Here is a 15,468-nt window from a genome sequence, read left to right on the forward strand (position 1 = left end):
CAATGCAGATCAGCATGACGGTCAACGGGGACAAGGTCACCCGGGAGATCGAACCCCGCGTGTTGCTGGTCCACTTCATCCGCGAAAACCTTGGATTGACCGGCACGCACTGGGGATGCGACACGAGCAATTGCGGAACCTGCGTGGTCCTGATGGACGGCCAGCCGGTGAAATCGTGCACCGTGCTGGCAGCCATGGCCGATGGACACGACATCCGGACTGTCGAGGGGCTGGCCGTCGGCGGCACGCTCGATCCCGTACAGCAGGGGTTCATGGAGGAACACGGCCTGCAATGCGGATTCTGCACTCCGGGCATGATGCTCACCGCCAGGGCACTGCTGGACCGCAACCCGCATCCCGACGACGGCGAGATCCGCCAGGCCATTTCGGGCCAGATTTGCCGGTGCACCGGTTACGCGACGATCGTCCGCTCGGTGCAATGGGCCGCCGCCCACCCGCCCGGTTGGGATTCTGAGACGGACGCCGGGACGGAAGACGGCGGTGCCGGAGGGACCGTCGCGGAAGAGGTGACGGCATGACCACCATCCAGGAGCATGCACCCAACCCGGCGGCCGGAGACCCGGGCCGCCCGATCGGGTTCGGCCGCCTCCAGCGCAAAGAGGACCCGCGGTTCGTCCGCGGAAAGGGCAATTACCTCGACGACATCGTGCTCCCCGGCATGCTGCATGGAGCAATCCTGCGCGCACCCGTTGCGCATGCCCGGCTCGTTTCAATAGACACAACCGAAGCGCTGGCGCATCCCGGGGTCCTCGCCGTCATCACCGGCAAGGACCTGCAGGCCCTCAACCTCGCGTGGGCGCCTACCCTGTCGGCGGACGTCCAGGCAGTCCTCGTCACCGACAAGGTCCGCTTCCAGGGCCAGGAGGTCGCTTTCGTCGTCGCCGAGCACCGTTACGCCGCCAGGGACGCTTTGGAGCTCATCGACGTCGAATACGACATGTTGCCGCCAGTGATTGATGCCCGGCACGCCCTCGACCCCGGCGCGCCGGTCATCCGGGACGATATCGAGGGCAGGACGGACAACCGGATCTTCGATTGGGAGATCGGCGATGCGGCTGAAACCGAGGCGGTGTTCGCCGCGGCCGACGTCGTCGTCGCCCAGGAAGTCGTGTACCCGCGCGTGCACCCGGCACCCATGGAAACCTGCGGCGCCGTCGCGGATTTCGATCCGATCGACGGCAGGCTGACCCTCTACGAAACAACCCAGGCCCCGCATGCCCACCGGACCCTGTACGCAATAGTCGCCGGCATTCCAGAGCACAAGATCCGGATCGTCTCCCCCGATATCGGCGGAGGCTTTGGCAACAAGGTGGGCATCTATCCCGGCTACGTCCTGGCCGTCGTCGGCTCGATTGTCACCGGCAAGCCGGTGAAGTGGGTGGAGGACCGCTCGGAGAACCTGATGTCGACGTCGTTCGCCCGCGACTACATCATGCAGGGCGAGATCGCGGCCACCAAGGAAGGCAAGATCCTGGCAGTCCGGACCAGCGTGCTGGCAGACCACGGTGCGTTCAATGCCACCGCGCAGCCCACCAAGACCCCGGCCGGTTTCTTCTCCATCTTCACCGGGAGCTATGACCTGCAGGCGGCCTACTGCAAGGTCACGGGTGTCTACACCAACAAGGCGCCCGGGGGCGTGGCCTATGCCTGCTCCTTCCGCGTGACTGAAGCGGTCTACCTCGTGGAGCGCATGGTGGACATCCTGGCCAGGAAACTGGAGATGGATCCGGCAGAGCTTCGGCTGAAGAATTTCATCAGGCCGGAACAGTTCCCCTATGCCAACAAGACCGGCTGGGTTTACGATTCGGGCAACTACGAGCCTGCCATGCGCTTGTCCATGCAGATGGCCGGGTACGAGGATCTCCGGCGCGAGCAACTCGAAAAGCGGGAACGCGGCGAGCTGATGGGCATCGGCGTCTCCTTCTTCACCGAGACCGTCGGGGCCGGACCGCGCAAGCACTTCGACATCGTCGGACTCGGCATGGCCGACGGCGCCGAACTCCGCGTCCATCCCACCGGCAAGGCCGTCGTCAGGATCTCGGTGCAGAGCCAGGGCCAGGGCCACGAAACCACTTTCGCCCAGATCGTGGCCGAGGAGCTCGGCATCCCGCCGGAAAACATCGACGTCGTACACGGCGACACGGACCAGACGCCCTTCGGCCTGGGCACATACGGCAGCCGCTCGACGCCGGTCAGCGGCGGCGCAGTGGCGCTGGTGGCGCGCAAGGTCCGGGAAAAGGCGAAGTTCATTGCCGCCGCGATGCTTGAGACCCGGCCCGAGGACCTCGAATGGGAAAAGGGCCGCTGGTTCGTCAAGGGCGATCCGAGCGCCGGCAAGACAATCGCCGAGATCGCCTTCGGCGCGCACGGCACCGTGGCCCTGCCGGAAGGCATTGACGGCAACCTCGACGCGGAGGTGACCTATGACCCTCCCAACCTGACGTTCCCATTCGGCGCCTATATCTGCGTCGTGGACGTCGACGCCGGGACCGGCCACGTCAAGGTCCGGCGCTTCATCGCGGTGGACGACTGCGGGACCCGGATCAACCCGATGATCATCGAGGGCCAGGTCCACGGCGGGCTGACCGACGGCGTCGGGATGGCGCTCATGGAAATCATCGCGTTCGACGAGGAAGGCAACTGCCTCAGCGGCTCGTTCATGGACTACCTCATCCCCACGGCAATGGAGGTCCCGGATTGGGAGACCGGATTTACCGTCACGCCGTCGCCACACCACCCCATCGGCGCCAAAGGCATCGGCGAATCCGCAACGGTCGGATCGCCGCCGGCCATCGTCAACGCCATCGTGGATGCCTTGACACCGTATGGAGTGACCCACATGGATATGCCGTGCACGCCGGCCCGGGTGTGGGAGGCCATGCAGGGCCGGGCCAGGCCACCGGTGTGACATGCCCCTGCACGGAGAAGACTTGGCGGCGAGGGCGCAGGAACTTGTGGAACGCCGGGAACCTTTTGTGCGTGCCACCGTAGTGCGCGCGCAGCATCCCACCAGCGCCCATGCCGGGGACACCGCCCTGGTGCTGGCCAACGGGGAAATCGACGGGTTCCTTGGCGGCACGTGTGTCGAGGCCTCAGTGCGCGAATACGGACTGCAGACGCTGACCAAGCACGAACCCCTGCTGCTGCGCGTAGTCCCCGGCGAGCCGTCCCGCACCCGCGAGGAGGGCGCCGTGGAGGTCGCAAATCCCTGCCTCAGCGGCGGCGCCGTGGAGATTTTCCTCGAGCCGCAGATGCCCGCGCCCAGGGTAGTGGTGGTCGGCGCGACCCCCGTGGCACAGGCCTTGGGGGCCCTGGGCGCCATCCTCGACCTGGACATGCAACTCACCAACGGGACCGCCGCGGAACCACGGGCCGACGACGCCGCCCTCATCGTCGCGTCGCAGGGCCGGGACGAGGAGCCCGCGTTGGAGGCCGCACTCCGGCTAGGGGTGCCGTACGTCGCCTTGGTCGCCAGCCGCACGCGCGGCGCCGCGGTCCTGGCTTCGCTCGACGTCGACGACGGCCAGCGTGCGCGGGTGCACAGCCCGGCCGGACTGCTGCTGGGCGGCCGCACGCCTGCCGAGATCGCACTGTCGATCCTGGCCGAGCTTGTGTCCGTGCGCCACCTTGGCAGGGCTGTACAGGCTACGAGACCGGAGACTGCGGCGGCGGATCCGGTGCCCGCGAGCACCGAGCCCGCGAGTGCCGTGGACCCTGTCTGCGGCATGAGCGTCGCGGCTGTGGAATCTACGCTGCACGCCGAGTACGCCGGAACGACGTACTACTTCTGTTCCGCTGGTTGCAGGAGGGCCTTCCTCGCCGATCCGGAACACTATGCCACCGCGTCGTGAACCCCCGGCCGCCGGACCGGTGCGCGCGGGTGCCGAAGACGAAGTGCGCCGCCTTGTCCCGGACGTCTCCGCGTTGATGTCCGCCCTCGACGACGGCGACTACCTCGCCGACGTCGGACTGGCGACCGCCTTGTTCCTGTCCATCCGCTTGCCACAACCCATCCTGCTGGAGGGTGAGGCCGGCGTCGGGAAGACCGAGGCAGCGAAGGCGCTGGCCAAGGTGCTCGGCACTCCCCTGTACCGCTTGCAGTGCTACGAGGGCATCGACGTGGGCGAGGCCCTGTACGAGTGGAACCATCAACGCCAACTCCTGGGGATCCGCCTGGCTGAAGTCCGGGACATCCACGTAGAGGAGGCCGATCTCTTCGGGGAACAGTACTTGCTGCGCCGCCCGCTGCTGAAGGCGATCGAGCATCCAGGTCCGCGCCCGGCCGTCCTCCTGCTGGACGAGATCGACCGGGCCGACGCCGAGTTCGAGGCCTTCACTTTCGAGCTTCTGGCCGAGGCAGCGGTGACGATTCCCGAGCTCGGCACCATCCGCGCCACGCACCCGCCCGTCGTCGTGCTGACCTCCAACCGGACCAGGGACCTACACGACGCGCTAACCAGGCGCTGCCTGTACCACTGGATTGACTACCCACGGCCCGAACGGATCGCCGCTATCGTACGCCGCAAGGTTCCCGGGAGCGCCGAGCCGCTCGCCCTGGATGCCGCAGCGGCCATCACGAGGCTGCGGTCCCTGGACTTGGCCAAGCCCCCGGGGATCGCGGAGGCCATCGACTGGGTGTCCGCCCTCACGGTGCTTGGCGTCGACCGGCTGGATCCGGTTGCGGTGAAACAGACGTGGGGTTCGGTCTTGAAGAATCGCGACGATCTGGACATTGCCTGGGCCCGCGGACCGGCATGGGTGGCCGGCGGCCATGACTGACTATGCGCCCAGGGATGGCTTGGCCGGCGTCGATGCGGCGGCTTTGGCGGTGGGGTTCAGTACGGCGCTGCGCCGGGCTGGACTCCCGAGCTCCCCGGACCGCACGGCCTGGCTGGCGCAGGCGCTGAGGATCGTTCCCCCTGCTGCCCGTGAGCCGCTGTACTGGACGTGCCGGGTGGCGCTCGTCTCCTCGCACGAACAACTGCCGGTATTCGACGCCGTCTTTTCGGCCGCATTCGACGGGATGCCCGATCCGGCAGAGACCCGGGGCGATGCCAATAACCCACCGGCGATCGGAGCGGCGGAGCGCGCCCGAGCGGCTCCCGGCGAACAACGGCCGGCTCATGCCGACGGCCACGTCCCGGCGTCGCGGGCACCCGTCGCCGCCCCTGGAGTAGGGAGCGACGACGAGGCCAGCTCACCCGCGTTGGAGGCAATCCTGGCCATGGCCTCGGCTGACGAGCACCTGCATGAGAAGTCCTTCGCCGAGCTGACACCTGAAGAAGCTGCCCACGTGCGCCAGCTGGTCCGGCGGATCGTGCTGGCTACTCCGGAACGCCGAAGCCGCCGGACACGACAAGGCGCGCACAGCGGCGCGAAGCTCGATCTCCGACGCACCATCCGCGCGGCACGGCGCACCGGGGGCGACGCAGGCTCCTTGGTCTATGCCCGGCGTCGTCAGCGTCCGCGCCGCCTCGTGTTCCTGTGCGATGTATCCGGCTCCATGGAACCGTACACACAGGTGTTCCTTTCCCTGCTGCAGGGCGCAGTAGCCGGCGCCCAGGCCGAGGCGTTCGTGTTTTCCACGCGGCTGACCAGGCTCACCCGGCAGCTTTCGAACCGGAACGCAGACAAAGCCCTGGCCCTGGGAGCCGCCGCCGCGCCTGACTGGGCGGGCGGCACCCGGCTCGCGGAGAGCCTCCGGCACTTCATCGACGGCCATGGACGCCGCGGCTTGGCCCGGGGTGCGGTCATTGTGGTGCTCTCCGACGGTTGGGCACAGGACGCGCCGGAACTGGTGGACGCCCAGATGGCGCGGCTGCGGCGGCTCGCCTACCGGATCGTCTGGGTCAATCCGAGGAAAGCCGGCGCGGACTACCAACCGTTGGCGGGTGGCATGGCCGCGGCGCTGCCCTATTGTGACGCCTTCATCAGCGGGCACAACTACGCAGCTTTGACGGAAGCTGCAACCGCCATTCGCGCCGAGCGGTCACGTCCGGCAAGGAAGCTGGGTTAGTGCCCAGCTTCAGTAGGGCAGGGCCCATTGCAGCCTGGTCGCAACCTTTGAACCCCTAGCATGGGGGCCAGGACGAAGACGTCCGTTTTCCAGAGGAGTGACCATGACTGTTTATGTACAGCCCGGCCAAGAAGGATCCAAGGTCCAGTTCAAGGACCGCTACGAGAACTGGATCGGCGGAGAATGGGTGGCTCCAACTACCGGCCGATACATCGAGAACGTCTCCCCGGTGAACGGGAAGCAATTTACCGAGGTGGCTCGCGGCGCCGCTGCGGACGTCGAGCTCGCCCTGGACGCCGCGCACAAGGCTTCACCGGCGTGGGGAAAGACATCAGCCACTGAGCGGGCTGCTGTGCTGAACAAGATCGCAGACAGGATCGATGCCAACCTCGAAATGCTTGCCGTCGCCGAGTCCTGGGACAACGGCAAGCCCATCCGCGAAACCCTTAATGCGGACATCCCGCTCGCGGCGGACCACTTCCGCTACTTCGCCAGCGCCATACGCGCCCAGGAAGGCCGGCTGTCCCAGCTCGACGAGGACACCACGGCGTACCATTTCCACGAGCCCCTCGGCGTGGTGGGGCAGATCATCCCGTGGAACTTCCCGATCCTCATGGCCGTGTGGAAGATGGCCCCCGCCCTTGCCGCCGGCAACGCCGTCGTCCTGAAGCCCGCCTCCAACACCCCGGCCTCCATCCTGGTCCTGGCGGAACTCATTGCGGACCTGCTGCCGGCCGGCCTGCTGAACATCGTCAACGGCTTCGGCTCCGAGGTGGGAAAGCCGCTGGCCTCCAGCCCGCGGATCCGGAAGATCGCGTTCACCGGCGAGACCTCCACCGGGCGCCTGATCAGCCAGTACGCCAGCGCCAACCTGATCCCGGTCACGCTGGAGCTTGGCGGCAAGAGCCCCAACATCTTCTTCAACGACGTTGCCGACTCCAACGACGCCTTCTACGACAAGTCGCTCGAGGGCTTCACCCTGTACGCCTTCAACCAAGGCGAAGTCTGCAGCAGCCCGTCCCGTGCCCTCGTCCAGGACGGCATCTACGACTCCTTCTTGGCCGACGCCGTGGCCAGGACGCAGAAAATCATCCAGGGCAACCCGCTGGACACCAATACACAGATCGGTGCCCAGGCATCGGTAGGCCAGATGGAGAAAATCCTCTCCTACATCGACATCGGGCTCGAAAAGGGCGCAAAGATCCTCAGCGGCGGTGCACGGACGGAGCTTGACGGCGACCTTGCGGGCGGGTTCTATGTGCAGCCCACCATCTTCGAGGGCCAGAACAAAATGCGGATCTTCCAGGAGGAAATCTTCGGCCCGGTGGTCTCCGTCGCGCGCTTCACGGACTACAACGACGCCATCAGTATCGCCAACGACACCCTCTACGGCCTAGGAGCCGGCGTCTGGTCCCGCAACGGAAACGTCGCCTACCGGGCAGGACGGGAAATCCAGGCCGGCCGCGTCTGGGTCAACAACTACCACGCCTACCCGGCTGGCGCCGCATTCGGCGGCTACAAGTCCTCCGGTATCGGCCGCGAAAACCACGCCATGATGCTGGACCACTACCAGCAGACCAAAAACCTCCTAGTCAGCCACTCCGAAAACAAGCTCGGCTTCTTCTAGAGCCTGACGGACAACCCCGCGAGCTTTCAACAACGACTCAACGAAAGGCAACTTGAATGACGAGAATGCTGATGATTGGCCCGCCCGGTTCCGGTAAAGGCACGCAGGCGGAACGTCTCTCCGAACGCCTCGGCGTCGTGGCGATCTCCACCGGCGACATCTTCCGCGCCCATGTGAAGGGCGGGACGTCCCTTGGCATCGAAGCCAAGAGGTACATGGACGCCGGTGACTTTGTCCCCGACACGATCACCAACGAGATGGTGCGCAGCCGCCTCTGCCAGGACGACGTCGAGGACAGCTTCCTGCTGGACGGCTACCCCCGCACCACGGCGCAGGTTGATTACCTGGACCAGGTCCTCGCCAGGGGCGGGCAACAACTGGACGTCGTCCTGCAACTGACCGCCGATGACGACGAACTGGTCCACCGCCTGCTGGGCCGCGCGAAGGAGACGGGTCGCAGCGACGACAACGAAGCCATAATCCGCCACCGGCTGGACCTTTACCACGAGCAGACCGAAGCCGTAGTGGCCAAGTATGCCGAGCGCGGCATACTGAGAAAGGTTGATGGCCACGGCGGGATCGAGGATGTCACCGACAAACTAATGGGCGCCATCGAAAGCCCAAGCAGGGTGTCCATCGCCGGCGGACGGTAGTCCTGGAACCATCGGCATCAGTGATCCCGGAACAGTAATCGGCCCTGTCGGATTCCCTCATGGGAATCCGGCAGGGCCCATCTGTGGTGCGATCTTACAACGAAGGCTTCAGCGACTGCGCGATCTGGGCCATGATGGTGGGGTCGGAGAGGGTGGTGGCGTCGCCGGGTTCGCGGCCTTCGGCGACGTCCTTGAGGAGGCGGCGCATGATCTTCCCGGAGCGGGTCTTGGGCAGTTCGGGGACCACGAGGATGTGCTTGGGTTTGGCGATGGGGCCGATTTCCTTGCCGACGTGGTTGCGCAGTTCGGCGACGGTGGCGTCGCCGTCGTTTACTGCGTCCCCGCGCAGGATCACGAACGCGACGACGGCCTGGCCGGTGGTTTCGTCGGAGGCTCCGACGACGGCGGCCTCCGCGACCCAGGGGTGGGAGACGAGAGCGGATTCGATTTCGGTGGTGGAGAGCCGGTGCCCGGAGATGTTCATGACGTCATCGACCCGGCCCAGGAGCCAGATGTCGCCGTCGTCGTCCTTCTTGGCTCCGTCCCCGGCGAAGTACATGCCCTCGAAGCGGGACCAGTAGGTCTCCTTGAACCGTTCGGGGTCCCCCCAGATGCCGCGCAGCATCGCGGGCCAGGGTTCGCGGACCACGAGGTAGCCGCCGTGCCCGTCCGGGACGGACTCCCCGGCCTCGTCCACGACGTTGATCGCGATGCCCGGCAGCGCCACCTGCGCGGAGCCGGGCTTGGTCGCCGTGACTCCGGGCAGGGGGGCGATCATCTGGGCGCCGGTCTCGGTCTGCCACCAGGTGTCCACGATCGGGGCGGGGTGGGCCTTCTTTTCCCCGTTCTTGCCGGCGTTGGAGCCGATGACGTCCCGGTACCACATCCAGGCCTCGGGGTTGATGGGCTCGCCCACGGACCCCAGGACCCGGATCGAGGACAGATCAAACTTTGCCGGGATGTCCCGGCCCCATTTCATGAACGTCCGGATCGCCGTGGGGGCGGTGTAGAGGATGGAGACCTTGTACTTTTCCACGATTTCCCACCAGCGGCCCTGGTGCGGGGAGTCCGGGGTGCCTTCGTACATGACCTGGGTGGCGCCGTTGACCAGGGGTGCGTAGGCGACGTAGGAGTGGCCGGTGACCCAGCCGACGTCGGCGGTGCACCAGAACACGTCCGTTTCCGGGTGCAGGTCGAAGACCGCCTTGTGCGTGTAGGCGGTCTGGGTGAGGTAGCCGCCGGTGGTGTGCAGGATGCCCTTGGGCTTGCCCGTGGTCCCGGAGGTGTACAGGATGAACAAAGGGTGTTCGGCATCGTGCCCGACGGCGGTGTGCTCGCCCGAGGCGGCGCCGACGGTGTCCTCCCACCACTGGTCCCGGCGCTCGTGCCAGTCCACGGGCTGGCCGTTGCGCTTGACCACCACGACGTTCCGGACGGTGTGGCCCGCTGCGGAGAGGGCCTGGTCCACGGCCGGTTTGAGCGGGCTGGGCTTGCCGCGCCGGTAGGTGCCGTCCGCGGTGACCACCAGTGTGGCCTGGGCGTCATCGATGCGGGAACGCAGGGCGTCGGCGGAGAACCCGCCGAACACCACCGAGTGCACGGCCCCGATCCGGGCGCAGGCCAGCATCGTGATCACCGCTTCGGGGATCATCGGCAGGTACACGGCCACCCGGTCCCCCTTCGCCACCCCGAGGGACTCGAACGCGTTCGCGCACCTTTTCACCTCGTCGGTGAGCTGGGCGTAGGTGTAGGAGCGGGTATCGCCGGGTTCGCCCTCGAAGTGGATGGCCACCCGGTCCCCGAGCCCGTTCTCCACGTGCCGGTCCAGGGCGTTGTACGCGGCGTTGATTTCCCCGCCGACGAACCACTTCGCGAACGGCGGCTCGGACCAGTCCAGGGCCTGGCTGAAGTCCGTCTCCCAGTCCAGCAGCTCCCGGGCCTGCTTCGCCCAGAACGCCGGACGGTCCGCAGCCGCCTCCTCATACACGTCGGCGCCGACCACCGCGTCCGCGGCGAACTCGGCAGTGGGCGCGAACTTCCGGTTCTCATGGAGAAGATTTTCGAGGGCATCGCCGCGCTGGGGTGGCCTGTACGATGCTTCGGTGCGGGCGTTGGACATAGCTAAGCTCCTTAGGTCTCACTAAGCTGTTCTGTTGAAATGCACACGATTTACTGCCTGTGCGAACAGTCGGCCGCCGACCACTACCCCCATGAACTGGGTGCGGAGACCCCTGAACGGCCTCGACCATCGCGGGACCGTTCAGGGGCACTGCAGATGAATGAGCCGAAGTCCCGGCTTCCTTCGCGGCTGAATTCGATCAGTACTTGATGACCACGCGGCCGTCGATCTTGGCATGCTTCATTTCGTCAAAGACCGCGTTCACCTCGGAGAGCTCCCTCGTGGACACGGTCGGGTGGATCTTGCCCTGCGCGTAAAAGTCCAGCGCTTCCTCAAGGTCCTGGCGTGTTCCCACGATCGAGCCACGAACGGTCAGGCCCTTGAGCACAATCTCGAAGATCGGCGCAGGAAAGTCGCCCGGCGGGAGCCCATTGAAGACGATGGTCCCGCCACGCCTGGCCATGCCGATCGCCTGCCCGAACGCCGAAGGATGCACCGCCGTGACCAGGACACCATGGCAGCCCCCGGTTTCCCGCTGGATGACTTCCGCCGGATCTTCGTGCAGCGCGTTGACCGTGAGCTCGGCGCCGTGCTTCTTGGCGAGGGCGAGCTTGTCGTCGGCGATGTCCACTGCGGCAACCCGCAGGCCCATGGCCACCGCGTACTGGACGGCGATGTGCCCCAGGCCGCCGATCCCGGAAATGGTGACCCACTGGCCGGGCTTGGCCTCCGTCATTTTCAATCCCTTATAGACCGTGACTCCCGCGCACAGCACCGGGGCAACTTCCACCGGGTCCGAACCTTCAGGAATCCTCGCGGCGAACCGGCTGTCCACCAGCATGTACTCACCAAAGGAGCCGTCGACGCTGTAGCCCGCGTTCTTCTGGGCCTCGCACAGCGTTTCCCACCCAGTCCGGCAGAACTGGCAATCGCCACAGGCGGACCAAAGCCAGGCGTTGCCCACGAGGTCTCCGACGGCGAGGTCGGTGACGCCCTCACCGAGGGCAACCACTTCACCCACGCCTTCATGGCCGGGCACGAACGGCGGTGAAGGCTTGACCGGCCAGTCCCCCTCCGCGGCGTGCAGGTCCGTGTGGCACACACCGGTGGTCAAGACCCTCACCAGCGCTTCCCCCCGGCCAGGAACAGGAAGAGGAAGGGACTGGATCTGAAGGTCTTGACCGAATTCAGTTACTACGGCTGCTTGCATTGTCGTCGTCATTGGCGAAATCCTTGCGTCGTTAAAGCGTGGAGCAAATGGAGCATTATTTTTGGGCGCCCGGGCCGAAACCCAACCATCGCGAGTCCCCGTTGCGAGCAGGTCGATGGAGCGTTGGCCTCAGCCTAGGGGCGGGAGGGTTGCGAGCAGGTTGCAGCCTTGTGAGTCAGTTCACATGCACCTCCACGCTCCACGTTCGGATTGCGCGCACGAGCCGTCATTTAGTCACGCAGCGTCCGGCCTATGAATATCGAGGCCTCGCGATTCGAAGGTCTTCGCATCGGAGATAGAGGCGCCGACCGAGTCCTTTGTGCTGCATGAGCCAGACACCGGTGCCGTCGGGCATGGTTGCGTCCACGGTTCCCGCCGTCAACATCTCTGCATCCCGGTACACCTGGACCTGCTCGCCGGCATGAAGGCCCGCCCAATCGGTGACGAAACCATCTGCCTTCGTGGGAGGGCCTCCGTTTGCTCGTTCTCCCAAGTAGCAGGTCAGTTCGGGACTATTAGCGCTTTCAGGCGAGTTCATATCGGTTCCTTTGAAATGGGCCCCAATGCGTAGACAGGGTGCAACAGCAGCGAGCCCTTTGTTCCGCTATTCCGTCGCCTTCACAATGACGGCCAGCGGGTTGCCATTGGGAGGACCTTGATGTGAATTTCGCTCACCACCGCTGACGAATACTGTGGTGTGGCCGGTCAGCGAGGCCAGGAGAAAGCCTCCCATTGCCTTGGCGACGTGGTACCCGACCTGATCGTCCAGCATGGTGATGCGTCGGCCGTCCAGCTCGGCTGTTTCGGGCATGATCATCTTGGCCAAGGCGTACACAACAGCTTTTGAGGTTTCGCTGACGTCGCAGCCCGGACCTATTCCTGCGGATTCGAGGGCACCGCTTACGGCAGATGCGTCGATGATGGTCCGCATTGATCGGTGCCCGATACGCAGTGGGCTGGACGAGTCGGTTGAGTTCCCAAGCAACAGAACTTCGGCATGAGTCTTCTCGCCCCCGGAAGAAGTCATGGCGACGTCCGAGAACACCGACCAGTCCCTGCGGACCATCGAATCGTGTACTTGAACGTCTTCTGCCTCACCCAAAGCGAGGGCGACGCCAAGCGCCGATCCGTCGTTGGAGTAGCAGATGGCACCCTCGGCTCCGATGGAGACGTCCCTGGTGACAGTTTCGTGGCCACGGGCGTTCGCGTCGGCGATCGACTCGGCGGTCAGGGACGGCGCCTTGACGAGGACGAGGTGGACATCGGACGGATCCGTCAGCCCGGCATCCTGCATGGCAGCGCTGACGGCCGACCGGACTTTGGAGATCTGGCCCATCCGCCCGACTTCCTCGGGGAGGATTTCCTCGGAATGCGACAGCCCGACGACGAGGCGCGGACTGCCCTTGTGCGGTTTCGGCGCAGGGTCGGCTGTCCGCGTGAAGAGGGCAACGTGGGGCGTGATCACCCCGGGGCTGCCGCCGGAAAGCACGATGCAGACCCGGTCAGCGATCTCAGCCGGGCTGCATCCGGTCCGCCGGGCGAGGAGTGTCCGGATTGCCAGGTCGGCGGTCTCCCGGCCGACGTCCCGGCCGAGGCCGGTCCCCTCGCTCTTGCCCACGACGGCGACGACGTCGGCGGGATCGATGGTTCCGGCGTCGAAGAGCTTGGCGATCTCCGAGACATCGGCAGGGGTTCGCATCTGGCATACATGCACGTCAGTTCGCATCCGGAATCCTGTTCTTCAGTGTTTTGGTGCGCCCCCAACCGGACGCCTGTTCCAGCGCCGCGCCGATCGCGAGTGCGAGGTCCTCCCTGAAACGTGGCGCGACGACTTGGACGGAGATGGGCGCTCCGGAGCGGGCCGTGGCGACGGGCACTGACAAGGCCGGGAAGCCGAAAAGGCTGATGGCCCGGCTCGGCGCCAGCAAGGGGAAGTTCGCTACATCTCCGCGCAGGTCCCGGGGAATGTCAACGCTCACAGGCAGGATGAGGGCCCGCTCCCCGGTGAGCCACTGACGAAGCTTGGCGACTATCTTGTTGCGGTGCTCCCACAGCTCGGCCTGTTCGGCCCTGCCGGGCGCCGTCCGATTTTCAAGCATGGCCCGGACCGGGGCGCCAATGAGTCCCGGGCGCGCAGTATTGACGGCGGCAATGGTGCCCATGGCGTCTGCGGCACGGAGCAGGTCATAGACCCTAAGCCCGTCGTTGACGGCATCGGGCAGGCCCTCCTGGACGCGCGTTCCTAATGACCTGAGTGCTTCGACCGCGAAAAGGACGGTCCGCACAACCTCGGGGTCCACCGGGACGTTGCCAACATGGGTACCCCAGCGGACTTCGACGTCACGCGGGTCCACTTCGCGGTAGTCCCCGAGAGGCTCGTCGACTGCGATCGGGTCGATGCCGTCCGGGCCGCTGATGACGGAAAGCGCTGTGTGCAGGTCATCGATGCTCCGGCCCAGCGGGCCGATGACCTGGACTGCGTCTTGGAAGGACAATGCCTCCACTCCCAGCGGATCGGCGCCGGGAAGGGTTGGCTGCTCCCCCGATCTGGGGACTCGCCCCACCGTTGGACGCAGACCGACGAGTCCGGTGCACTGGGCCGGCCAACGGATCGAGCCGCCGTAGTCGCTCCCGAGGCCCACAAATGACATTCCGGCGGCAATCGCGGCGGCTTCACCGCCACTGGATCCCCCAGGCGTCCACTCTCCGAGCGGATTGAACGTCCTGCCGAACAACTCGTTGTTCGTGTCCACGCCCAGGGCAAACTCCGGACAATTGGACTTGCCCATGAGGACGGCGCCGGCGGCACGCATTCTGGCCACGGCAGTTGCGTCGACTCCAGCGCTCCAATCCTCAAGAGTCCTGGATCCGCAGGTGGTCGGCAGGTCTGCCGTCGCGAGCATGTCCTTCACCGTGAACGGAATGCCGGCAAGCGGACGGTGGGTCCAGTCCGCATGAGCGGACTCTGCCAGGGCATCGGCGCTTCGACTGGAGACCAGGGCGTTAAGCGGGCCGTTGCGGCGTTCGATCTGCTCCACCGCAGACTTCACAAGGGCGTCACCCGCCAAGTGTCCCGACCGCACCTGCGCAGCGAGATCGCGCAGGGTCACCGGGGTGGTGGTCACCCTCCAGTGCCAATCAGATCATCGAGATTTTCAAGGAGAGACGCGTTGCCGTGATGGGCAATCTCGTACAAGACGGCTTCCTTGTCACCCGTTTCGATGCTTTCCAGCAATTGGGCATGGCGGGGGTGCATGTCTTTGCGGTCACCGAACATCTGTTCACGGAACTTCAGGTTGTACCCCATGCACAGTTCGAGCTGAAGGCGGAGTCCTTCGTAGGTATTGATGAGCCGCTTGTGGCCCGGCAGGGAGACCAAGGCAAGGTGGAAACGGCTGTTGGCCTGGACCGCAGCTTCATCGTCCATTTCTTCCGCCGCGACCCGCATGTCTTCGAGCGCATCGCGCATGGGTTGAAGCCGGCTCCGGTCCAGGACGGGCATACCCAGTTCCACGGCCATCCGCTCCAGGGCGAAGCGAAGAGAATAGATCTCCCGGACATCTTCGGCCGTGATGGGGATGACGATGAAGCCCCGGCGGGGCAGGCTCTGGACCAGTCCGTCCCGTTGAAGTATCCGCAAGGCCTCCCTCAGCGGAGGACGGCTGACACCGAACATTTCCGACAGGCGTTCCTCAACGAGCCGTTCCCCGGGACGGAACTCGCCCGACACGATCAGGGCCCTCAACCGCTGGACGACGGCGTCGGCCATGGTCGGGACCAGGACTTTGCTCGTGCCGGCCGTTGCTTCAGCACTCATGGTGT

General features: G+C 65.7%; 13 protein-coding genes. 7 read left to right on the top strand and 6 right to left on the bottom strand.

What is annotated here, in order from left to right:
- Positions 1-2: 2 nt before the first annotated feature.
- The 7 genes from ACSVHC_RS22130 to ACSVHC_RS22160 all read left to right on the top strand — a co-directional run bounded on the left by ACSVHC_RS22130 (position 3) and on the right by ACSVHC_RS22160 (position 8,317).
- On the top strand, positions 3-539 hold the full coding sequence (locus ACSVHC_RS22130; protein ID WP_437773927.1) for a (2Fe-2S)-binding protein: 537 nt from the start codon (positions 3-5) through the stop codon (positions 537-539).
- Positions 536-2,929 (top strand): aerobic carbon-monoxide dehydrogenase large subunit, encoded by a 2,394-nt coding sequence (locus ACSVHC_RS22135; RefSeq protein ID WP_437773926.1) that lies wholly within the window; start codon positions 536-538, stop codon positions 2,927-2,929. The genes ACSVHC_RS22130 and ACSVHC_RS22135 overlap by 4 nt, the downstream gene beginning before the upstream one ends.
- 1 nt (position 2,930) lies before the next feature.
- Positions 2,931-3,872, top strand: coding sequence for an XdhC family protein (locus ACSVHC_RS22140; RefSeq protein ID WP_439181313.1), 942 nt, complete (start codon positions 2,931-2,933; stop codon positions 3,870-3,872).
- Positions 3,856-4,800: an AAA family ATPase gene (locus ACSVHC_RS22145; RefSeq protein WP_437773924.1), complete on the top strand. Its 945-nt coding sequence runs from the start codon at positions 3,856-3,858 to the stop codon at positions 4,798-4,800. The genes ACSVHC_RS22140 and ACSVHC_RS22145 overlap by 17 nt, the downstream gene beginning before the upstream one ends.
- Complete coding sequence (locus ACSVHC_RS22150) at positions 4,793-6,037, top strand: vWA domain-containing protein (RefSeq protein WP_437773923.1); 1,245 nt, start codon at positions 4,793-4,795, stop codon at positions 6,035-6,037. Before ACSVHC_RS22145 ends, ACSVHC_RS22150 begins: the two co-directional genes overlap by 8 nt.
- Positions 6,038-6,140: 103 nt before the next feature.
- A complete protein-coding gene (gene exaC / locus ACSVHC_RS22155; protein WP_439181314.1) occupies positions 6,141-7,664 on the top strand; it encodes an acetaldehyde dehydrogenase ExaC in 1,524 nt (507 codons plus the stop codon).
- Positions 7,665-7,729: 65 nt separating this feature from the next.
- On the top strand, positions 7,730-8,317 hold the full coding sequence (locus ACSVHC_RS22160) for an adenylate kinase (protein WP_437774017.1): 588 nt from the start codon (positions 7,730-7,732) through the stop codon (positions 8,315-8,317).
- 94 nt (positions 8,318-8,411) lie between these two features.
- Here the strand turns inward: ACSVHC_RS22160 and acs are convergent, their stop codons facing one another.
- From acs to ACSVHC_RS22190, 6 genes are all read right to left on the bottom strand, one after another.
- On the bottom strand, positions 8,412-10,436 hold the full coding sequence (gene acs / locus ACSVHC_RS22165; RefSeq protein ID WP_439181315.1) for an acetate--CoA ligase: 2,025 nt from the start codon (positions 10,434-10,436) through the stop codon (positions 8,412-8,414).
- A gap of 199 nt (positions 10,437-10,635) precedes the next feature.
- Entirely contained in the window at positions 10,636-11,658 is a 1,023-nt protein-coding gene (adhP, locus tag ACSVHC_RS22170; protein WP_437773920.1) for an alcohol dehydrogenase AdhP, read from the bottom strand.
- A 238-nt stretch (positions 11,659-11,896) separates the two neighbouring features.
- Positions 11,897-12,184 carry a hypothetical protein gene (locus ACSVHC_RS22175; RefSeq protein WP_437773919.1) on the bottom strand — a complete coding sequence of 96 codons (288 nt, stop codon included), beginning with the start codon at positions 12,182-12,184 and terminating at the stop codon, positions 11,897-11,899.
- A gap of 66 nt (positions 12,185-12,250) precedes the next feature.
- A complete protein-coding gene (locus tag ACSVHC_RS22180) occupies positions 12,251-13,372 on the bottom strand; it encodes a ring-opening amidohydrolase (RefSeq protein WP_437773918.1) in 1,122 nt (373 codons plus the stop codon).
- Positions 13,362-14,771, bottom strand: a complete 1,410-nt coding sequence (locus tag ACSVHC_RS22185; protein ID WP_437773917.1) for an amidase — start codon at positions 14,769-14,771, stop codon at positions 13,362-13,364. Before ACSVHC_RS22185 ends, ACSVHC_RS22180 begins: the two co-directional genes overlap by 11 nt.
- Entirely contained in the window at positions 14,768-15,463 is a 696-nt protein-coding gene (locus ACSVHC_RS22190; protein ID WP_437773916.1) for a GntR family transcriptional regulator, read from the bottom strand. The genes ACSVHC_RS22185 and ACSVHC_RS22190 overlap by 4 nt, the downstream gene beginning before the upstream one ends.
- Positions 15,464-15,468 lie beyond the last annotated feature (5 nt).

Source organism: Arthrobacter sp. KNU-44 (assembly GCF_051843155.1).
GTDB lineage: Bacteria > Actinomycetota > Actinomycetes > Actinomycetales > Micrococcaceae > Arthrobacter.